15 protein-coding genes and 1 pseudogene are annotated in these 21589 nt (G+C 70.5%); 11 read left to right on the top strand and 5 right to left on the bottom strand.

Annotation, left to right across the window (positions count from 1 at the left end; translation table 11 throughout):
* Nucleotides 1–82 precede the first annotated feature (82 nt).
* From B9W62_RS04545 to B9W62_RS04510, 7 genes and pseudogenes are all read left to right on the top strand, one after another.
* On the top strand, nt 83–874 hold the full coding sequence (locus B9W62_RS04545) for a hypothetical protein (protein ID WP_087805409.1): 792 nt from the start codon (nt 83–85) through the stop codon (nt 872–874).
* 268 nt (nt 875–1142) lie between these two features.
* On the top strand, nt 1143–1886 hold the full coding sequence (locus tag B9W62_RS40085) for a hypothetical protein (protein ID WP_087805407.1): 744 nt from the start codon (nt 1143–1145) through the stop codon (nt 1884–1886).
* The gene (locus B9W62_RS04535; RefSeq protein ID WP_087805405.1) at nt 1883–2191 is read left to right on the top strand and encodes a helix-turn-helix domain-containing protein; all 309 of its coding nucleotides are present in this window, start codon (nt 1883–1885) and stop codon (nt 2189–2191) included. The genes B9W62_RS40085 and B9W62_RS04535 overlap by 4 nt, the downstream gene beginning before the upstream one ends.
* On the top strand, nt 2188–3324 hold the full coding sequence (locus B9W62_RS04530) for a hypothetical protein (RefSeq protein ID WP_256976182.1): 1137 nt from the start codon (nt 2188–2190) through the stop codon (nt 3322–3324). The genes B9W62_RS04535 and B9W62_RS04530 overlap by 4 nt, the downstream gene beginning before the upstream one ends.
* 1660 nt (nt 3325–4984) lie before the next feature.
* A complete protein-coding gene (locus tag B9W62_RS04520; protein WP_087805404.1) occupies nt 4985–5905 on the top strand; it encodes a universal stress protein in 921 nt (306 codons plus the stop codon).
* A gap of 125 nt (nt 5906–6030) precedes the next feature.
* A pseudogene (locus tag B9W62_RS40565) lies at nt 6031–6216 on the top strand (hypothetical protein); the annotation flags it as partial.
* Between the two features lie 265 nt (nt 6217–6481).
* Nucleotides 6482–8866: a phosphoketolase family protein gene (locus B9W62_RS04510; protein ID WP_087805402.1), complete on the top strand. Its 2385-nt coding sequence runs from the start codon at nt 6482–6484 to the stop codon at nt 8864–8866.
* A 108-nt stretch (nt 8867–8974) separates the two neighbouring features.
* On the opposite strand, the gene B9W62_RS04505 is transcribed toward B9W62_RS04510, so the two are convergent.
* The 5 genes from B9W62_RS04505 to ppdK all read right to left on the bottom strand — a co-directional run bounded on the left by B9W62_RS04505 (nt 8975) and on the right by ppdK (nt 16387).
* Nucleotides 8975–9403: an STAS domain-containing protein gene (locus tag B9W62_RS04505; RefSeq protein ID WP_087811740.1), complete on the bottom strand. Its 429-nt coding sequence runs from the start codon at nt 9401–9403 to the stop codon at nt 8975–8977.
* Nucleotides 9404–9561: 158 nt separating this feature from the next.
* The gene (gene adhE, locus B9W62_RS04500; RefSeq protein WP_087805400.1) at nt 9562–12204 is read right to left on the bottom strand and encodes a bifunctional acetaldehyde-CoA/alcohol dehydrogenase; all 2643 of its coding nucleotides are present in this window, start codon (nt 12202–12204) and stop codon (nt 9562–9564) included.
* Between the two features lie 223 nt (nt 12205–12427).
* Nucleotides 12428–13048: a CBS domain-containing protein gene (locus B9W62_RS04495; RefSeq protein WP_087811739.1), complete on the bottom strand. Its 621-nt coding sequence runs from the start codon at nt 13046–13048 to the stop codon at nt 12428–12430.
* A 118-nt stretch (nt 13049–13166) separates the two neighbouring features.
* The gene (locus B9W62_RS04490; protein ID WP_087805398.1) at nt 13167–13550 is read right to left on the bottom strand and encodes a hypothetical protein; all 384 of its coding nucleotides are present in this window, start codon (nt 13548–13550) and stop codon (nt 13167–13169) included.
* Between the two features lie 134 nt (nt 13551–13684).
* The gene (gene ppdK / locus B9W62_RS04485; RefSeq protein WP_087805396.1) at nt 13685–16387 is read right to left on the bottom strand and encodes a pyruvate, phosphate dikinase; all 2703 of its coding nucleotides are present in this window, start codon (nt 16385–16387) and stop codon (nt 13685–13687) included.
* A gap of 232 nt (nt 16388–16619) precedes the next feature.
* On the opposite strand from ppdK, the gene B9W62_RS04480 reads away from it, so the two are divergent.
* From B9W62_RS04480 to B9W62_RS04465, 4 genes are all read left to right on the top strand, one after another.
* The gene (locus tag B9W62_RS04480) at nt 16620–17564 is read left to right on the top strand and encodes a universal stress protein (RefSeq protein WP_087805394.1); all 945 of its coding nucleotides are present in this window, start codon (nt 16620–16622) and stop codon (nt 17562–17564) included.
* Nucleotides 17565–17706: 142 nt separating this feature from the next.
* Nucleotides 17707–19965 (top strand): formate C-acetyltransferase, encoded by a 2259-nt coding sequence (gene pflB, locus B9W62_RS04475; protein WP_087805392.1) that lies wholly within the window; start codon nt 17707–17709, stop codon nt 19963–19965.
* A gap of 17 nt (nt 19966–19982) precedes the next feature.
* Nucleotides 19983–20723, top strand: coding sequence for a pyruvate formate-lyase-activating protein (gene pflA, locus B9W62_RS04470; RefSeq protein WP_087811738.1), 741 nt, complete (start codon nt 19983–19985; stop codon nt 20721–20723).
* Nucleotides 20724–20816: 93 nt separating this feature from the next.
* A complete protein-coding gene (locus B9W62_RS04465) occupies nt 20817–21515 on the top strand; it encodes a response regulator (protein WP_087805390.1) in 699 nt (232 codons plus the stop codon).
* Nucleotides 21516–21589 lie beyond the last annotated feature (74 nt).

The following is a 21589-nucleotide window of genomic DNA, read 5'->3' as shown; positions in this document are numbered from 1 at the left end:
GGCTTGTGCAGCCGTTCCCGCCCCTTCCGCCCACTGTTGGCGTGTACCGCACCCAACTCCACCTGGAAGGTGGCGAGGTGTCATGAAAAAGTTCTCTCCTCCCCGGCCGCCGGCTGGCCTGCCGCACCGCCGGCTGTGCCTGGCCGCGGATGTGGAGCAGTACGGCCGTCTCGACACCCGGACGCAGTTGGCCGTCCAGTCCGAGCTGGTCCGGATGCTGGACGAGGCGGCGACGCTGACCGGGCTGGACAGGGCAGCCTGGAAGCGTCAGCCGCAGGGCGACCTGGAGTTCGCCGTCCTCCCCGAAGCCACGCCGGAGGATGCAGTGGTAGGCCCCTTCGTCCACCACCTCGCGGTCCGTCTCGGGGACCGCAACACCCGCCCGGCCGCCCAGCGAGTCAGGCTACGGATGGCCGTGGACACCGGCGTGGTCGCGGACGCCGCCCTCGGCCACGCCGGTCCGGCCCCGGTCGCCGTGGCGCGCTACGTCAACGCACTCCAGCTCAGGGCCGTATTCGCCGCTCTCACCGCGGCGGATCTTGCCGTCATCGTGTCGGACCGGCTGTACCAGGACGTCGTGCGGTCTGGGCGGCGGGACCTTGACCCTGCGCAGTACGTGCGGGTCCATGTGCGGGAGAAGGAGTTCAGCGGCTACGGCTGGATCCGCGTGCCGGGCTACGCGCCGGACGACGTGCGGTCGTCCTTGGCGCAAGCCCCGGAGCCTGAGCCCTCGCCGGACACTGGGGCCCCGAGCCGGACGACCCTGTCCCAGCATGTCCACCAGGGCGTCGCTGTCGGTCGGGACGTCGTCGGCGGCCTCACCGTCGGACTGCCCGTGTCCCCGCCGCCAGCCGACTCCGGGCCCGCCCGGTGACGGCCCCCTACGAGACCCCGCCCTGGCGCGAGCGGGGCGACAGCCAGTGGGCGGACTACGGGGTGAACGTCGGCCACGCCGTGTACGGAGGGATTCACTTCCACCCGCCCGCCACACCGTCCCCGCGCCGAAACGGGACGGCGCCCCGAGCCCGTATGACGTGGCAGACGGCTGTGCTGTCGGCCCTGACCGAACTCGCACGTGCCTGCGGCCGAGCCGCTGCCGCCCTGGCATACCTACGGCCCGAGAAGGCCGGAAAGGAGGAGGGATGACATCGACCGGACCCGGGAGCGTCTTCGCCCGGATCGACCAGGGCGTCCTCGGACCGCCCGGCGCCACGCGGCCGTCCCTAACGGTGCACGTCGGCTCCCATACGGTCCTGCTCTCCCCGGAGGAGAGCCGGAGGGCGCTCTACGGCCCACGACGGGACGCGGCGCTGGGCGCGGCGGTCTGGCGTCAGGCTGTCATCGACGCCCGGCGGGAGCCGCGCGACGGCAACGGCACCGGACGGCTGCTCGTCGTCTGGCTGGTTCTCCCAGGGCTGTACCGGAACCTGCACAGGATCCTGCGCCTCTGGCGGCGGGTCGACCGGGCTGACCTCGAGGCGGAGGCCGTCCTGGCCGTGCTTGCCGCCCTCGACGTGGCGGACCTGGACGGTCCGGATCCGGGCGGCTGCCTGATTAAGGAAGCGGTGAACCAGATGTGGGCCTACGCGAAGCGCGTCACGCGGGAGATCCCTGTCATTGACATTGGTGCCTTCGCAGAAGCCCGCAACGCCACCGACTCGCCAGAGGAACGGCCGCGCCCGTTCGAGGGATGGGAAGTGCACATCGCGCCCCCACCCCGCCGCGAGGGCCTGTACGCCACGCTCCGTTTCGCCGAGCCGCGCCCCCGGGGCGACGGCCGGCGGACCGGTGCCCGCCTGCCCGACCTGGTGTTCCGGGCTCGCCGCCATGAGGAGGCCGACCTCATCGGCACGCTGGTCCTGCGTCCCGCGGGAGGCCGGCGGTGAGCCGGCGGTCCGGCCCGCCGCTTGGCTTCGCGGAGGCCCTCGATCTGCCCCTCAGCGTCGACCTGCGCACAGCCGCCCGCGCCTTTGGTATCTGCCCCGCGACGGCGTACAAGCTGATCCGCCTCGGCGCCTTCCCGTGCCCCGTGCTGCGGGTCGGCGGACACTATCGCATCCCCACCGCCTACCTGCTGCGCACCCTCGGCATCGAGGAGCGGCCGGTGTACGCCGTCCCCTTGGAGGACGAGACGGCGCCCGCAGCCCGGCCCCACGAGAGCCACACTCGCGCATCGGAGGATCCTGCATGATCACGTCACAGACGCTCCGACAGGAATCCGACCAGCCCTGGAAATGCTTCGTCATCGGGCCCATCGGTGACCCGCACGCCGCGCACGGCAGCTCCGAGCGCGAGGCGTACGAGCACCACCTCGGTATCTTCGAGCAGGTGATTGCCCCTGCTTGCGAGAAGTACGGCATCAGCGCCATGCGCGCGGACGGTATCGCGCACGCCGGTGACATCAACGAGCAGATCTGCCGGCATGTCGTCGAGTCCGACTTGGTCGTCGCGGACGTCAGCGGTGGCAACCCCAACGTTATGTACGAGCTGGGGCTGCGGCACATCACGGGTAAGCCGACGATCCACATCGGGGAGGCAGGGCAGCTACCCTTCGACATCGCGTCGATCAGGACCATCCGCTACCAGCGGACGCGCAGCCAACTAGCTGGAGCGCGCAAGGAGATCGAGAGCGCTTTGGAGGCCGGGCTCCGGGACGGCTTCGAACTCCTCACGCCGGCACGGGTGCTGCCCGGACTCCAGATTGGTGACGGAACGGCCTCCGCCTCGGAGGTCGGCGACGGGGGGAAGGGGGAGGACGAGGACTCGCCAGGTCTGCTCGACGACTTCGCCGTGATTGAGGATGGGCTGGACGAGACTGCCGCGGACATGGAGGCGATCACGAAGACGATTGAGACGATTGGATCGCTGACCGAGCAGTCCGGCACCGAGATGCTCGATCTGGCCCAGGCGAACGCGCCCATGAGCGCACGGCTCGCCGCCGTGGCCCGGTATGCGGAGACGATCAGCGCACCGGCGAGCGAACTGAACACTGTCGCCGCTGCGTTCGCGGCGCGGATGGCGACTCTGGACAGCGGGGTGCGGGCCGCGCTGGGGCTCATCGAGATGACGCCGCCCAATGAGCGCGGCGAGGGCGCGGAGGAGTTCCTGGAGCAGCTGATGTCCCTGGACGAGGCTGCGCAAGACGGTCTGGCGCAGATCGGCTCCTTCGGCACCTCGGCGGGCGCCATGGTCCGGGTGAGCAGGCACCTCCGCAAGCCGGTTAAGGAGATCTCCGCCGCGGTGAAGCAACTGACCTCCGCCATCACGAGGATGGGAGAGTGGGCGGCCAAGGCCCGTGCGCTGACGCACAGTGCCACCGCGTGACACTGCCTTGTAGGGACCTGGGCCTTCTCAAAGGCCCGGGTCCTGTGTCGTCACGCCTGCACGCTCACGGGTGCCTGCTGGCTGATCGGCCTGCGGGTCATTCGCCTTACGGCAGTGGAGGTATGCCAGCTCTTGCTGCCGCAGGAGGTGTCGTCCAAGACGATGTCGGCGCTCCTGTTCTCTGCAGTGTCCTACCGCAAGCCAGGCTGCAGAAGAACCCAAGTACCGGGCTTTGGGAGTCAGCATCTGGTCAGCATCAGTCCTCACAGATTCTGCGACGGCCTTCGAACAGGTGCTTCGTTGGCGGCGTGACAACAGCCTGGTTCGCGCGGAAGCCCAGGCAGGGAGCCTGCTCACCGGAGTGACGCGATGTTCCTCACAGCCTTCGAGTCCGGCGCGCGCTAGTTGTAGACTGATACGGCCCTTGACCTGCACAAAGCAGGCAGGGAGCCGTCTTCCAGGAGTCCGACATGCTGCGCACCATGTTCAAGTCCAAGATCTAGCATCTGGGCATTCGCGCTGGTCAGAGGCGTTATACGGTCGCTCAGGTCAGCAAGTGGTCAGCATCGGGTGCGGGAGTGTCCTGCCGTGCTGACCCGGGGGCCGCCGCAGCGGGGTTCTGGGCCCGGACGCCTGGCTTCCGTCTGGAAGGTGCGTGACGTGGCTCGTCAGCTCGCTCGCTGTAGGGGTCGTTCTGCAAGGACGGCGGCCGTGCCGGGCCGACGCGGGGCCCGCACCCGTTCACGATCCGTTCCCGCAATGGTCGGGGGAAGCAGGTCGAAGCGGGCGGCTTCACCACGCAGGACGATGCGATCGAGCGCTTGACGCAGATCTATGCGGAGAAGACGGCGGTCCGGCTCCCCGCCACACGGACGTACATGCACTGGGCACCGTCCTGACCACGGTCGACCGGGACGCCTCCGCCGTCTATCCGTGCCTGGCCGACTCCCTGCGCTCCCTGGACACCTTGGTGCCCAGCACGGATCACCCTCGAGCGGCCCACCAAGTTCGTCGGCCGGGTCTATTCGCGGGAGGTGGCGCACGTCCTCGCCCGCGAGCGGGGCTGGCACATCGTCAAGGACACCACGGGATGGCGCCGCGTCGTCCCGTCCCCGGCGCCGAAGGGCCGTCATGGAGACGGACACCGTCCACGCCATGCCGAACAGCGAACGCTGGTCGTCTGCGCCGGCGGTGGAGGCGTCCCCGTCACGGCCGATCACGACACCGGGGCGCTGACCGGAGTCGAAGCCGTCGTCGACAAGGACTTCACCGCCGCTTCCCTGCTCATCCTCACCGACGTCCCGAGCGTGTACGCCGACTTCGGCACGCCTCGCCAGCAGTCCGTGTTCGACGTGGCCCCCCAACTTCGGGACAGGGCCTTCCCCCGAGAGTTTGATGAAGCCCAAGACCGAGGCCGCTGCCCGGTTCGTGGAACGGACCGGTGGCCTGGCCGCGATCGGAGCCCTCGACGCCGCCTACGCCATCGTCCACGGAACATCGGGGACGTTCGTACGACCGAACTCCCCATCGGATGACAAGCAGCAGGCGGCGCACCGGAGAGTCGGATTCCGGGACGGTTGGCTCCTGGCCAGGGGCCAGTGGCCTCTGCTGTCGCCGCCTGACGGGACCCAGACTCGAAGCAGATTGAAGGAGGATTTCCATGACCCGCACCATCACCGTCGGACTGGACGGTTCGCCGGCGAGCCTGGCTGCCGCGAACTGGGCCGCGCACGAGGCACAGCTCAGGGACCTTCCTCTGAGGCTCGTGACCGCGTGGGAGTGGCAAGCTCCCGCCTTCGAACCTCCGACCGGACTCGGCGTACCGGTGCCGCCGAGCGACCTCCAGCGGGCATCGGCACAGCACCTGCTGGCCCAGGCGCGCTCCCGCGTCGGCGAGACCCGCCCCGGGCTGCGGATCGACACGGACGAGATCGCCGGTCTGCCCGTCCCGGCTCTGCTGAAGGCCGCCGAGGAGGCCGAACTGTTGGTACTGGGCTCCCGCGGACTGAGCAAGGTGGCGGGACACCTGCTCGGTTCCGTCTCCCATGCCGTCCTGGCCTCGTGCGAGCGGCCCGTCGTCCTCGTCCGTGCTGCCGAGCACAGCGAGGAGGAGGCGACGCCGGAGACCTCGGCACGCGAGGTCTCCGCCGTCTCTGGCCACCGTGACGTCGTCTTGGGCCTGGATCTGCACAAGCCCCATGACGCGGTGATCGACTACGCGATCGAGGCGGCTTCACGGCGCGCCGCACGCCTACGGATCATTCACGGCTGGACGCTGCCGCCCTACTACTACGGCGGTGCGCTCATGCCTGACCTGAACGACGGCATGGTCAAGCAGGTACGGAGCGAACTGTCCGACCTCCTGCGACCGTGGCAGGACAGGTACCCCGCTGTGGAGGTTCACGCGCAGGCCACGATCGGTGGTGCCGGGCGCCACTTGGTCGACGCCTCCTACGACGCCGCCCTCGTGGTGGTGGGCAGGCGGAGCCGTCGGGCGGCCGTAGGCGCTCATATCGGTCCGGTGACCCAGGCGCTGCTGCATCATGCCGTCGCTCCGGTGGCGGTGATCTCGCACGACTGACCGAGAAGGACTGCCCAGGACTGCGAACGCAACGAGGCAGACTTTCCCTGTCCGTTCCTCAGCCCGCCTGTACGCGGTGCGTGTGACACGCCGCTTGCAGGCGGACTGTTTCATCGCTGGTGGCCCTGGGGCATGTGGCGGTCGCTCCGATGGAGTCGACGTTCCACGCGTGGGCCGGGGCGGCGTGGGCGGACTGGCTGTTCATGCTGGGTCTGCTGGGGATCGGGCCGGCGTTGACGGCGGGGGTGGCGCTGCGTGTGGCGGCCTTCGCGGGGTCGGTGATGACGGCGTTGATGTGGGTGGCGGAGTGGGGCTCTCACCGCCGGGCAGCTCCCGCAGGTGGTCCTGCGCCTCGGACACGCGCCACACCTCCGGGCTGTCCGGGGACTGCGGCTCCATCAGAGGGCGTTCGCGTGAGCCTTCCCCCTACTCGATCGAGTACCGGGCGGCCGCAAGCCGTGTGTACGGAAGGGTCCGGTCGGCCCTGTCGGGTACCCGGTGAACGGGGCAGGGTGAGACGAAAGACCTCGCAGGGCTCTCCGTCGAGCCGACCATCGATCCGCAAGGGAACTCACGATGCGCGCCCATTCGCAACAGGTGTCCAGCCCGCTCTCGGGCGAGGAATTAAGGAGGCTGGACGCCCACTGGCGTGCAGCGAACTATCTCTCCGTGGGCCAGATCTATCTGATGTCCAATCCTCTGCTCACCGAACCGCTGCGCGCTGAGCACGTCAAGCCGCGGCTGCTCGGTCACTGGGGCACTTCACCCGGCCTCAACCTCGTGTACACACACCTCAACCGACTCATCCGCTCCCGGGGCCTGCAAGCCCTCTGCATCTGGGGGCCCGGTCACGGCGGCCCCGCCGTGGTGGCCAATTCCTGGCTGGAAGGGTCGTACACGGAGACCTACCCGGACATCACCCGGGACGCCGCCGGGATGGCCCGGCTGTTCCGGCAGTTCTCGTTCCCCGGAGGCGTCCCCAGCCACGTGGCCCCGGAGACGCCCGGCTCCATCCACGAGGGCGGGGAACTCGGCTACGCCCTCTCTCACGCCTACGGCGCCGCCTTCGACAACCCCGGCCTGCTGGTCACCTGTGTCATCGGTGACGGTGAGGCGGAGACGGGGCCGCTGGCCGCCTCCTGGCACTCCAACAAGTTCCTGGACCCCGTGCGGGACGGCGCCGTCTTGCCGATCCTGCACCTCAACGGCTACAAGATCGCCAATCCCACCGTGCTGTCCCGGCTTCCGGAGTCCGAACTCGACGAACTCCTCAAGGGATACGGACACGAGCCCATCCACGTCACCGGAGACGAGCCGGCCGCCGTCCACCGCGCGATGGCCCAGACCATGGACACCGCCGCGGACCGTATCGCCGCTGTTCAGCGCGCCGCCCGCGAGGAGGGGGAGATGGAGCGGCCCCGCTGGCCTTTGATCGTCCTGCGCACCCCCAAGGGCTGGACCGGCCCCGCCGAGGTCGACGGCCTTCCCGTGGAAGGGACCTGGCGAGCTCACCAGGTCCCCCTGTCGGCCGTCCGGGACAATCCCGACCACCTGCGGCAGCTCGAGGAATGGCTGCTCTCCTACCGGCCGCAAGAGCTGTTCGACGAGCACGGGGCACCTCGCCCGGACGTCCTGACGTGCGTCCCCGACGACGCACGCAGGTTGGGATCGACCCCGCACGCCAACGGCGGCCTGCTGGTGCGCGAACTCCCGCTGCCGCCTCTGGAGAGGTTCGCCGTCCCGGTGGACAAGCCGGGCGCGAACCTGCACGAACCCACTCGCGTCCTCGGCGACCTGCTGGAGTACGTCATGCGAGAGACCGCCGGCCGACGTGACTTCCGCGTCGTCGGCCCCGACGAGACCGCTTCCAACCGCCTCCAGGCCGTCTACGCCGCCAGCGGCAAGGCATGGCAGGCCCGTACCCTTGAGGTGGACGAGCACCTGGACCGCCACGGCCGGGTGATGGAGATTCTCTCCGAACATACCTGCCAGGGCTGGCTGGAGGGATACCTCCTCACCGGCCGGCACGGGCTGTTCTCCTGTTACGAAGCGTTCGTCCACATCGTCGACTCCATGGTCAACCAGCACATCAAGTGGCTGCGCGTGACCCGCCGGCTGCCGTGGCGTGCCCCCATCGCCTCCCTCAACTACCTGCTCACCTCGCACGTGTGGCGCCAGGACCACAACGGCTTCTCCCACCAGGACCCCGGCTTCGTCGACCACATCCTCAACAAGAGCCCCGAAGCCGTACGGGTCTACCTGCCGCCGGACGCCAACACCCTGCTCTCCGTCGCCGACCACGCCCTGCGCAGCCGCGACTACGTCAACGTGATCGTCGCCGGCAAGCAGCCCTGCTTCGACTGGCTGACCATGGAGGAAGCCCGGGTGCACTGCGCGCGCGGCGCCGGCATCTGGGACTGGGCCGGCACCGAGGACGGCACCCGGGAACCCGACGCGGTCCTCGCCTGCGCGGGCGACGTCCCCACCCAGGAGGTACTGGCCGCCGCACAGCTGCTGAGGCACCACCTGCCGGAGCTGGCCGTCCGGGTCGTGAACGTCGTCGACATCGCCCGACTGCTGCCGAGCGAGGAACATCCCCACGGAATGAGCGACTTCGAGTACAACGGCCTGTTCACCCCCGACAAGCCGGTCGTCTTCGCCTACCACGGCTACCCGTGGCTGATTCACCGACTGGCCTACCGCCGCACAGGCCACCAGCACCTGCACGTGCGCGGCTACAAGGAAATGGGCACGACCACCACACCGTTCGACATGGTGGTCCGCAACGACCTGGACCGCTACCGGCTGGTCATGGACGTCATCGACCGTGTCCCCGGCCTCGCGGTGCGCGCGGCGGCCGTGCGCCAGGGGATGGAGGACGCCCGGCTGCGCCACCACGCGTACATCCGCGAGCACGGTGTCGACCTTCCCGAGGTGGCCGACTGGACGTGGGACGGCTGACAGGAACCCCGAAGGGCCCGGACCGCGGACGTCGGATCCGCTGTCCGGGCCCTGCTGCGTCCGCTCCCCGGGGCGAGTGGGTGGCGCCCGCGGAGAACTGCCCGCCCGTCAGCGAGACCGGCTGAAGCCCCCACTTGGGCGGTCGGCGAAGGCTGGCACGGCGGGTCGGTACTCGCGGGGCTGGAAACTCAGGGCGTCCGTCAGCGATCTGTAGACATCGAAGGCGCCCGCCAGTCCGGTGCGGCGCATGATGTCGCGTAAGCGGTCGCTGCCGGAGACGAGACGCAGCCTGCCGTGCCGCTCACGGATCCGCGCGCGTGCCCTGCACAGCACTCCCAGCGCGGCGCAGGCCAGGAAGGGCACAGGACGGAGGTCCACGACCAGATCGGGGTGTGGGCATGCGGTGAGGGCGTCCAGCCGGGCCGTGACGATCGGTGTCACGGCGATGTCGAGGTCTCCACGCAGTTCCAGGACGGTCGTGTGGCCGACGGTGTACTCGGAGCGGATCGGGCCGGTGCGGGCGTGCTCGTGCGTCATAGGGACAGCCAAGACCAGGTGCTCGCCGGGCAGTAGGGTCCGATGGCCCATGCGCAGGGGCCCGTGCGACCCCTCGGGGCGTCAGCCCCGCCGGGCACGGCGAAGCCGCCGCGCGGAAGCTGTCAGGCTCCCGCGCGGCGGCCTCCGGCACGGCCTGTTCAGCCGTGGTACGCCGTGCGCATGAGTTCCTGCATGTCGTCGAGCATCGGCATGCGCGGGTTGGCCGGCGCGCACTGGTCCTCGTAGGCGTTGAGGGCCTGCTGGGGCAGGGCGTCGAGGAAGGCGCGCTCGTCGACGCCGAGGGCCTGGAACGTCGGCTCTATGCCGACGGCGTCGCGGAGCCGCTCGACGGCCGCGGCGAGTGACTCCACGCCCTCGGCCGGAGTGGCCGCGGGCAGCCCGAGGGTGCGGGCGATGTCCTGGAAGCGTTCGGGGGCACGGTAGTTCTCGTACTTGGGCCAGCCGGTCAGCTTCGTCGGGACGGTGCCGTTGTATCGGATGACGTGCGGCAGCAGGACCGCGTTGGTGCGCCCGTGCGCGATGTGGAACGTGGCGCCGAGGGTGTGCGACATGGCATGGACGATGCCAAGGAAGGCGTTGCCGAAGGCCATGCCCGCGATGGTGCCGGCGTTGTGCATCTTCTCCCGGGCCTCCGCGGCGTTGGCACGGTTGTTCACCGCCGCCTCGATGTTTCCGAAGATCAGGCGGACGGCGTGCAGGGCGAGGCCGTCGGTGAAGTCGTTGGCGTAGACGGACACGTACGCCTCGATGGCGTGGGTGAGAGCGTCGAAGCCGCTGTCGGCGGCGAGCGCCGGGGGCAGCGCGGTCGTGAGGAGGGGGTCGATGATCGCGACGCTGGGGGTGAGGGCGTAGTCGGCGAGCGGGTACTTCTTGCCGGTCGCGGGGTCGGAGATGACGGCGAACGGGGTGACCTCGGCGCCGGTGCCGGAGGTGGTGGGCACGCAGACCAGGCGGGCCTGCTTGCCGAGGGTGGGGAAGCGGAAGGCGCGCTTGCGGATGTCGGAGAACTTCTGCCGCATGTCCGCGAAGTCGATGCCGGGCTGCTCGTACAGCAGCCACATGACCTTGGCGGCGTCCATGGGGGAGCCACCGCCGAGCGCGATGATCGTGTCGGGGCGGAAGTCCCGCATGAGGTCGGCGCCGTGCTGGACGGAGTCGATGCTGGGTTCGGGCTGCACGTTGTCGATGATCTGGAGGGTGACCGGTTCCCGACGCCGTTGCAGGACGCGGCTGATCCGGTCGACGAATCCGAGGCGGGTCATAGTGGCGTCGGTGACGACGGTGACGCGGTGGACGTCCGGCATGGAGGTCAGGTAGCGGATGGCCTGCGGTTCGAAGTAGATCTTTGGCGGGACCTTGAACCACTGGAGGTTGTTGCGGCGGGTGGAGACCCGCTTGACGTTGAGGAGCTGGGCGGCGGAGACGTTGTTGGACACCGAGGTGCTGCCCCAGGAACCGCATCCCAGCGTGAGCGAGGGCAGCAGACCGTTGTAGATGCCGCCGATCGCGCCCTGCGAGGACGGCGAGTTGACGATGATCCGTACGGTCTTCATCCGCATGCCGTACGCCTCGGCCACGGCAGGCTGCTCGGTGTGGATGACGGCGCTGTGGCCCTGGCCGTGGAAGGCGACCATGTCGGCGGCGAGGTCGAACCCGCGGCGCTCGTCCTCGGCGCGCAGTACGGCGAGAACCGGGCAGAGCTTCTCACGGGTCAGCGGCTCGTCCGGGCCGACCCGTTCGGCCTCGACCAGGATGACCGAGGTCTCCGTCGGCACCGAGAATCCGGCCCGCTCGGCGATCCACGTCGGGCTCTGCCCGACGGCGGCCGCGTTGACCTTGGGTTCGCAGCCGGCGCCCGAACCGCCGGTGGCGGGAAAGAGGAAGGACTCCAGCTTCGCCTTCTCCTCCGGGGTGGCCAGATGGGCGTGCAGGGAGCGGAACTCGGTGATCGCGGCGTCGTAGATCTCCGTGTCCAGGATGACGGCCTGCTCGGAGGCGCAGATCATGCCGTTGTCGAACGACTTGGACAGCACCAGGTCGTTGACTGCCCGGCGCAGCTTGGCGCTGCGGTGGACGTAGGCCGGGACGTTGCCGGCACCGACCCCGAGGGCCGGCTTGCCGGCCGAGTAGGCGGCCTTGACCATGGCGTTGCCACCGGTGGCGAGGATCAGCGAGACGCCCGGATGATGCATGAGCGTGCGGGTGGCCTCGACGGACGGGGCCTCGATCCACTGCACGCAGTGTTCCGGTGCTCCGGCGGCGACGGCCGCGTCCCGCACGACGCGGGCCGCTTCGGAGCTGCACCGCTGGGCGGACGGGTGGAACGCGAAGATCACCGGGTTGCGGGTCTTCAAGGCCATCAGCGCCTTGAAGACGGTGGTCGAGGTCGGGTTGGTGACGGGGGTGACCGCGGCCACCACGCCCACCGGTTCGGCGATCTCCACCATGTCCTCGATGTCGTCCCGGCCGATGACCCCGACGGTCTTCGTGTGGCCCATGCTGTGCGTGACGTGCTCGCACGCGAACATGTTCTTGGCGGCCTTGTCCTCGAAGACCCCGCGCCCCGTCTCCTCGACCGCCAGGCGGGCCAGGGCGGTGTGCTGGTCCAGGGCGGCGACCGACGCCTTCTTGACGATGTGGTCGACCTGTTCCTGGGAGAGGGCCTCGTAGTCGGCGAGAGCCTTGAGGCCGGCCGTGACCAGACGGTCCACGGCGACCGCGGTGTCGGACGGGGCGTCGATCCCGACGCGGTCCTTGGTCCGCACGTCCTGTCGGGTCATGGTGGTGTGCCTCCGTTGTCAGGGACCGCCGTGCTCATGCGGCGGCTCGGGACGGGAGGGACACCGCGGGGGACCGGCGCCCCTCCCTGGCTCCACTCTCCGACGGGTCCCGGTGCCGTGGCAGGCGCCGAAGGGCCCCTCTCGCGTCCGTCCGGCCCGGCTCGGCAGGGACCGTCGGCCCTGGCCCGGCCGAGCCGCCGCACGGCAGCGGCGGCCGCTGAGGTCACGGGCTCCCGGTCAGGTGGGACGGGGTGGGTGACTCGCGGTCGTCGATGCGGAAGTCCAGGCCGTTCACCACGCCGACCACGCCGTCGAGCCGCCAGACGGCGTGCACGAGTTCCGGCACCTGGCTACGCGCTTCCACCCGGCCGTCGAGGGTGACGACGCCGTCGCGGACAGCGACGCAGACCGCGTCGGACGGCAGCCCCATCGCGGTCCCGACGATCTCCTCGCTCACCTGGCGGCGGATGTCGTCGTCCGCGCGCAGGAAGACCCGTAGCAGGTCACGGCGGGTGGCGATGCCGATGAGGCGGTCGGCCTCGTCGACCACGGGCAGTCGCTCGACGCCGCGGCGCTCCATGAGCCGTGCGGCGTCCGGCACGGTCTGCTCGGGGTGCACGGTGATGGCGGGAGTCGACATCACGTCGCCCGCCGTCACGCCGGGCGGCGGAGCGGGGCCGTCCCGGTGCGCCTGGGTGCGTACGAGGTCGCTGCCGGACAGGACGCCGAGGACCTTGTCGTCGGCGTCGACCACCGGCAGTCCGCTGATCCGGTGGTGGTCGAGCAACCGGACGACCTCCTTGAACGGTGTCGTCCGGCGGGCGTGCACGACGTCCCTGGTCATTACCTCGCCGACGATGTGAGCGGTCACGGCGGATCTCCTTCGCGGGCGCGGGCGGGGAAGGGCCGGAGCCCGGGTCGGCTCCGGCTCCCCGCCGGGTCGGGCGGGCGCCGTGTGGCGCCTACTTCTGCGGGCCGCCGCGCCACGGGGGCGGGGCGGCCGTCCGGCGGGTGGTGTCGCTTCGGTGGGTGACGCGCTCGGTGGCGGAGCGCAGCCGGTCGTGGAGCCGGTCGGCGAGTTCGCGGGCGCTCGCCTCACGTGCGTGGACGACGACGAGGTCGCTGCCGACCCGGATGTCGGTGCGGCCGGACCAGGGCAGTTCCACGTGGTGGGCCGATGCCCGCCGTACGCGCACCTCACCGTTCACGGGCGGCAGGCCGGGCCGGTCCAGAGCGGCGGCGACCTTCTCGTGGAGGTAGGCGAGAGATTCCTCGTCCACCTCGCCGTCGGCGCGGACCAGCACGGCGGCGGCGGTCTCACGGGCACCGATGTCCTTGGCGGTCATGTGTTCCACTCCCTGTGATCGTTCTGCGTCGCCTCAAGCCTGCTGCGCCGGTCGCTCCCGTCCCAGGGGCGACCGGCCCCGGGGGAGGAGCGGCCGGTCCCTGGCATGAGGGCCGAGCGGCCCCACCCCGCGGTTCACCTGCTGTCGCTCCTCTCGGTCTCCTCCAGCGCCGCCCGCCCCGCCTCCAGCCGCGCCACCGGCACCCGGAACGGCGAGCAGGAGACGTAGTCCAGCCCGGCGGTGTGGAAGAAGTGCACCGAGTCGGGGTCGCCGCCGTGCTCACCGCACACCCCGATCTTGAGGTCCGGGCGAGTGGCGCGGCCCTCGGCGACCGCGATGCCCACCAGCCGGCCGACCCCCTCGCGGTCGAGCGCCTCGAAGGGGGAGGTGGAGAAGACGCCCTTGTCCAGGTAGGCGGTGAAGAACTCCGCCTCGACGTCGTCGCGGGAGAAGCCCCAGGTCGTCTGGGTCAGGTCATTGGTGCCGAAGGAGAAGAACTCGGCTTCCTCGGCGATCCGGCCCGCCGTCAGGGCGGCCCTGGGCAACTCGATCATGGTGCCGACCGGGCAGTCGAGTACGACTCCGGCCGCCCGTGAGATCTCGGCCAGCACCCGCTGGACCTCCGCGCGCACGAGGCGTAGTTCACGGACGTCACCGACGAGCGGGACCATGATCTCCGCCTGGGGTGCGCCACCGGCCAACAGGCGCTCGGTCACGGCCTCACCGATCGCCCGGACCTGCATGGTGACCAGGCCGGGCACGACCAGGCCCAGGCGTACGCCGCGCAGCCCGAGCATCGGGTTCTCCTCGTGCATGCGGTTCACCGCGCCGAGCAGTTCGACGTCGTGCGCGTCCGGCTCCTCGCCACGGGCCTGTGCGGTGGCGATCCGCACCGCCAGTTCAGTGTGGTCGGGCAGGAACTCGTGCAGTGGCGGGTCCAGCAGCCGGATGGTGACCGGCAGACCGTCCATGGCCTCCAGGATGCCGACGAAGTCCCGCCGCTGAAGGGGCAGGAGGTCCGCCAGGGCCCGGTCGCGCTCGGCGTCCGTGCCGGCCAGGATCATCTGCTCGACCAGCTTGCGGCGTTCACCGAGGAACATGTGCTCGGTGCGGCACAGGCCGATGCCCTGCGCTCCGAACCGGCGGGCCCGGGCGGCGTCCTCCGGGGTGTCGGCGTTGGCCCGTACCTCCAGCCGCCGCACGGTGTCGGCGCGGGCCAGCGCCCGGGCCACCGCGTCGACCACGTCCACGCCCTGCGAGCCACCGCCGCCCCGGCCGTCCTCCAGATACCGGATCACCGCCGAGTCCATCAGCGGTACCGAACCGGCGTACACCGCTCCGGCGGAGCCGTCCACCGAGACGAGGGTGCCCTCCTCGACCACGGTGCCGTCCGCGGCGGTGAAGAGCCGGGCCTCGGTGTCCACGGTGAGGCCCTCGGCGCCGCACACGCAGACCTTGCCCATGCCGCGGGCGACGACGGCCGCGTGGCTGGTCTTGCCACCCCGGCTGGTGAGGACCGCCTGAGCGGCGATCATGCCGGGCAGGTCGTCCGGGGTGGTCTCCTGGCGGACCAATACCACCTTCTCGCCGGCCGCGGCGCGGCGCACCGCCTGGGCGGAGCCGAAGACCACGGTCCCGACCGCCGCGCCGGGAGAGGCCGGGACGCCGTGGGCGAGTGCGGTACCGGTCGCCGAGGCGTCGAAGCGGGGGAACATCAGCCGGGCCAGGCCCTCGCCGCTCACCCGGGCCAGCGCCTCGTCCGGGGTGATGAGCCCTTCGTCGGCCAGCTCGGCCGCGAGGACGAAGGCGGCCTCGGCGGTGCGCTTGCCGACCCGGGTCTGGAGCATCCACAGGGTGCCGCGTTCGATGGTGAACTCGATGTCGCACAGATCCCGGTAGTGGCGTTCCAGGGTGCGCATGTGCGTGCGCAGCCCGTCGTAGGATCTGGCGTCCAGGCGCTTCAGCTCGGCCAGCGGCACCGTGTTGCGGATGCCGGCGACGACGTCCTCGCCCTGCGCGTCGGGCAGGTAGTCGCCGTACAGGCCGGAGTGGCCGGTGGCCGGGTCGCGGGTGAAGGCGACGCCGCTGCCGGAGTCGGCCCCGAGGTTGCCGAAGACCATGCGCTGGACGGTGACGGCGGTACCCAAATCGTCGGCGATGTGCTCGCGGCGCCGGTACAGGCGGGCGCGTTCGCCGTTCCAGGACTCGAATACGGCCAGGACCGCCCGGCGCAGCTGCTCGGCGGGGGACTGGGGGAAGTGGTCACCTGTCTCCAGGTGGATCAGGTTCTTGTACGTCTCGACCAGCTCGGCCAGGTCGGATGCCGTCAGGTGCACGTCGTCCTGGACGCCGCGCAGGTCCTTGAGGAGGACGAGGGACCGACTGAAGCGGGAGGAGTCGACGCCCATGACCGTGCTGCCGAACATCTGGACGAGGCGGCGGTAGGAGTCCCAGGCGAAGCGTTCGCTGCCCGAGACCTTGGCGAGCCCCAGAACGGAGTCGTCGTTGAGGCCGATGTCGAGGATCGTCTCCATCATGCCGGGCATGGAGAACTTCGCGCCGGAGCGGACGGACAGCAGCAGCGGGTCGTCCGGTTGCCCCAGCGAACGGCCGGCGGAGGCTTCGAGGGCGGACAGGTGTGCGGAGACCTCCTCCCACAGGCTCGCGGGTTCGCTGCCCGTCTCCAGGAAGGCGCGGCATGCCTCGGTGGTGAGGGTGAATCCCGGCGGTACGGGGAGCCCGAGCCGGGTCATCTCCGCCAGGTTCGATCCCTTGCCGCCGAGGAGACCGGCCATGTCACGGCCGCCCTCAGTGAAGTCGTACACGTAACGGACCATGACGCTGCGCTCCTCAAGCGTTGGGGCGTGATGATTCCAGCGTCGGACGGGGGCGGGCCCGGCGCGAGGTGCCGGCCGTCCCGTGTGAGGGACCGGTCGGCCCCCGATGAGCCCTTGCCGTTCCGGAGGGACCATCGGCGCCCTGGCGGGGCTGTACGGCCCGTGGACCACCGGCGCGGCCGGGCCGAGGCTCGAGGTCATCGGAATTCGACGAACAGGGAGGGGACCCGTCATGCCGCACGACATCGTGGTGGGGATCGACGGATCGACGGAGGGACTCGCCGCCGCGCACTGGGCGGCCCGGGAGGCTCAGCGGCGAGGAACGGGGCTCGGCGTGGTCCACGTCTGGCACCGCCATCCCCGCCCCGCGCCGTACGTTCCCATGGACAGCACCGAGGGCGACTGGGCGGAGCATCTCCTGGGCGAGGCTGTGAGCAGTGTCCGGGCCGCCCATCCAGGGCTACGGATCACCGGCCGACTCGTGTGCGACGCCATGGTGGCCGGCCTGCTGAAGGCCGCGGCCGACGCCGACCTGCTGGTCCTCGGCTCCCGTGGCCTCGGACCTGTGGGCGGCTTCCTCACGGGCTCCGTGTCCCAGAGAGTCGTCGGCCGGTCCCCCCACCCGGTCGTCCTGGTCCGCGCGGGACGGTCCGCCGCCGACGAGCACCTGCCGGTTGCCGACGGCGTCGCCCCGGAGGAGATACCACAGACGCCCTACCGTCACGTGGTTCTGGGGCTGCAGACGGATCGTCCTTGCGACGAACTGATCGAGTTCGCCTTCGAGGCCGCCCTCCGGCGTGGCACCGGCCTGTCAGTGGTCCACGCCTTTCGGACCGCCTTCCGGCCCGCTTCCGTTCCGTCCGTGCCTCTGGAGTCCGCGGCCCCGGAGGGCCCGGCTCCCGTTCCTTGGCCGCAGGCTCAGGCGCTGGCGGACCAGGAGCGCACCGTGGCGGCGGTGCTGCGTCCCTGGCGGGTGAAGTACCCGACCGTCCCCGTGACCGAGACGGTCACCGAGGGGCGCGCCGCGGTGGTTCTGGTGCGGGCCGCTCAGGACGCGGGCCTCCTGGTGGTGGGCCGCCGCGGGGTCGATCACCAGGTCGGTGTCTCCACGGGGCCGGTCACGCACGCCGTCCTGCACCACGTCGGATGTCCCGTCGCCGTGGTTCCGCACGACTGAGACCACGGCTGCCGGTCGGGGCCGAAGGTCCCGGCCGGTCGGGGCCGTACGGAACCACCCGGTGACCTGTCCGGCACTCCTCGCCGCGCACCCGTACGACGAGCATCGACAGTGACAAGACCGTACGACGAGAGGACCTGTGATGACCGCGACGGTGACAGCCGGCCCCCGGACCGCCGACGCCTGGCGGCAGTTCGCCGGGAGCCGGTGGCGTGAGCGCATCGACGTGCGCGACTTCATCCAGGCCAACTACACGCCCTACGAGGGCGACGCCTCCTTCCTGGCCGGCCCCACGGACCGCACCCGCGCGGTCTGGGAGAAGGTCAGCGCGCTGTTTCCGGAGGAGCGGCGCAGGGGGATCCTCGACGTGGACGCCGCCACCCCCTCGACCATCACCTCGCACGCCCCCGGCTACATCGACCGCGACCGCGAGCTGATCGTCGGCCTGCAGACGGACGCCCCGCTGAAGCGGGCGATCATGCCGGGCGGCGGCCTGCGCATGGTGGAGAACGGGCTGAAGGCGTACGGCTACGAGCCCGATCCGTTCGTCACGAAGGTGTTCGACTCCTACCGCAAGACCCACAACGCGGGCGTCTTCGACGCCTACACCCCCGCCATGCGCGCCGCCCGCAAGGTCGGCATCATCACCGGTCTGCCCGACTCCTACGGCCGCGGCCGGATCATCGGGGACTACCGCCGCGTCGCCCTGTACGGCACTGACCGGCTCACCGAGGCCAAGCGCGCCGAGCGGACCCTGCTGGACGCCCGGCCGTCCACCGCCGACGTCGTCCGCGACCGCGAGGAACTGGCCGAGCAGATCCGGGCGCTGGGCGAGCTGGCCGAGATGGCCGCGTCCTACGGCTGTGACGTCACCCGGCCCGCGGCTACCGCGCACGAGGCCGTCCAGTGGCTCTACCTCGGGTTCCTCGCGGCGGTGAAGGAGCAGAACGGCGCGGCCATGTCGCTGGGCCGTACCTCCACCTTCCTGGACGTCTACCTCCAGCGCGACCTCGACGAGGGGCTCCTCGACGAGCGGCGGGCCCAGGAGCTGATCGACGACTTCGTCATCAAGCTGCGCATCGTGCGCTTCCTGCGCACCCCCGAGTACGACGCCCTGTTCTCCGGCGACCCGACCTGGGTGACGGAGTCCATCGGCGGCATCGGCGTCGACGGCCGCCCGCTGGTCACCCGCACCTCCTTCCGCTTCCTGCAGACCCTCTACAACCTCGGCCCCGCCCCGGAACCGAACCTGACCGTCCTGTGGTCGCCCCGGCTGCCGGCCGGCTTCAAGGAGTTCTGCGCCCAGGTGTCCATCGACACCAGCGCCGTCCAGTACGAGTCCGACGACCTGATGCGCCCGCGCACCGGCGACGACACGGCCATCGCCTGCTGCGTCTCCGCGATGGCGGTGGGCAAGCAGATGCAGTTCTTCGGCGCCCGCGTCAACCTCGCCAAGGCGCTCCTGTACGCCGTCAACGGCGGCCGGGACGAGATGACCGGCGACCAGATCACCCCGGAGATGCCGCCGCTGTCCGGCGAGTACCTGGACTACGACCAACTGTCGGTCGCCTACGACCGTGTACTGGACTGGCTGGCCCAGACCTACGTCGACGCACTCAACGTCATCCACTACATGCACGACAAGTACGCCTACGAGCGCATCGAGATGGCCCTGCACGACCACCCGGTGCACCGGTTCCTGGCGTGCGGCATCGCCGGCCTGTCCGTCGCCGTGGACAGCCTCTCCGCCGTCAAGCACGCCCGCGTGAAGGTCATCCGCGACGCGACCGGACTGGCTGTGGACTTCCACACCGAGGGCGACTTCCCGGCGTACGGCAACAACGACGATCGGGCTGACGCCCTCGCCGTCGAGCTGGTGGAGTCGTTCATGGCGAAGGTGCGCGAGCACCCCACCTACCGCGACGCCGAACACACGCAGTCGGTGCTGACCATCACCTCCAACGTCGTGTACGGCAAGCACACCGGCAACACCCCCGACGGCCGCCGCGCCGGACAGCCCTTCGCTCCCGGCGCCAACCCGATGAACGGCCGCGACCGGCACGGCGTGGCCGCCTCCGCCCTCTCGGTGGCCAAGCTGCCCTACGAGGCGGCCCGCGACGGCATCTCCCTGACCACCACGATCACCCCGGAAGGGCTGGGCCACGTCCCCGAGGAGCGGGCCGGTCACCTGGTCGGCATCCTCGACGCCTACATGTCCGCGGGCGGCTTCCACATGAACGTCAATGTGCTCGACCGCGCCGTGCTGGAGGACGCGATGGAACACCCTGAGAAGTACCCCGAGCTGACGATCAGGGTCTCCGGCTACGCCGTGAACTTCGTCCGCCTGTCTCGCGAGCAGCAGCTCGACGTGATCAGCCGCACCTTCCACGGATCGCTGTGAGCACGGTGCTTCCGACCGTGGCACCGGGATCGGTCACCGGACGGATCCACTCCTGGGACCTGTCCACCGGCGTGGACGGTCCCGGTACCCGGTTCGTCCTCTTCACCAGCGGCTGCCCCCTGCGCTGCCTCTACTGCGCCAACCCCGACACCTGGCACATGCGCGACGGCCGGGAGGCCACCGTCGACGAGGTGATGGCGGAGATCGACAAGTACCGGGACTTCCTCGTCACGGCCGGCGGGGGAGTGACCCTCACCGGCGGCGAACCCCTGCTCCAGCCGGCCTTCACCGCGGCGGTCCTGCGCCGCTGCAAGGAGGCCGGCCTGCACACCGCCCTCGACACCTCCGGCTTCCTCGGCGCCCGCGCCACGAACACGCTCCTGGCCGACACCGACCTGGTGCTGCTGGACATCAAGTCGTTCGACGTCCCGACGTACCGGAAGCTGACCGGCGGCGCCCTCGCCCCCACCCTGAACTTCGCCACTCGCCTCGACGGGCTGGGCAAGCGCGTGTGGATCAGGTACGTCCTGGTGCCCGGCTGGACCGACGACGAGGACGCCGTCGACGGACTCGCCGAATTCCTCTCCGGCCTCGCCTGCGTGGAGCGGGTCGACATCCTGCCGTTCCACAAGCTCGGCGCCGCCAAGTACGACGCCCTGGGCATCCCCTTTCCCCTGCGTGACGCCCCGGTCCCCGATCTGGCGCTGGTGGACCGGGTACGGGGCCAGTTCCGCGAGCGCGGCCTCATGGCCCACTGACGCAGGCGAAATCGGGGCCGACCGGCCCTGGACCTCGGCCATCCTGGGAAGAAAGGATTTCGACACAGACCGAGGCATTGCGAGGAGCATTCGATGGCGCACAGCGAGCAGGGCGACAGCACGGGAAGCCCGATCAGGGTCTTCCTTCTGGACGACCACGAAGTGGTACGACGCGGGGTGCACGACCTGCTGGACGACGAACCGGACATCACCGTGGTCGGAGAAGCCGCGACGGTGGAACAGGCGCTGGTCCGGGTCCCCGCCCTGCGCCCCGACGTAGCCGTCCTCGACGTGCGCCTGCCCGACGGCGACGGCGTGACCGTCTGCCGAGAGCTGCGGTCGCAGATGCCGGACCTGGCCTGCCTGATGCTGACCTCCTTCGACGACGAGGAGGCGCTGCTGGACTCGATCATGGCGGGGGCGGCCGGATACGTCCTCAAGCAGATCCAGGGCTCGGACCTGGTCTCGGCCGTGCGCACGGTGGCCCGCGGCCAGTCGCTGCTGGACGCCAGCGCCACGACCAAGCTGATGGCACGGCTGCGGGGCGGCGGGCAGCAGCCGGCCGAGGAGCCGGAGATGCTGCCGGGTCTCACCGACCGGGAACGCGAGATCCTCGAACTGATCGGCGAAGGACTCACCAACCGGCAGATCGGCCAGCGGCTCTACCTGGCCGAGAAGACGGTCAAGAACCACATCTCCCGCCTGCTCGCCAAGCTCGGCGTGGAACGCCGTATCCAGGCCGCCGTCATCGCCACCCAGGCACGCGACCGGATGCGCACCGAAGGGCAGTAGCGGGACGCACCCGCCGGCCGGCCCCGCACCCCGTCCTCCGTCGGGGGGCCGAAGGTCCCCACAATCCACGCCCG

This window comes from Streptomyces sp. CS113, assembly GCF_002188365.1.
Lineage (GTDB): Bacteria > Actinomycetota > Actinomycetes > Streptomycetales > Streptomycetaceae > Streptomyces > Streptomyces tendae.
Note: the sequence above shows the minus strand (reverse complement) of the source record. Positions and strands in the feature narration are given on the sequence as shown.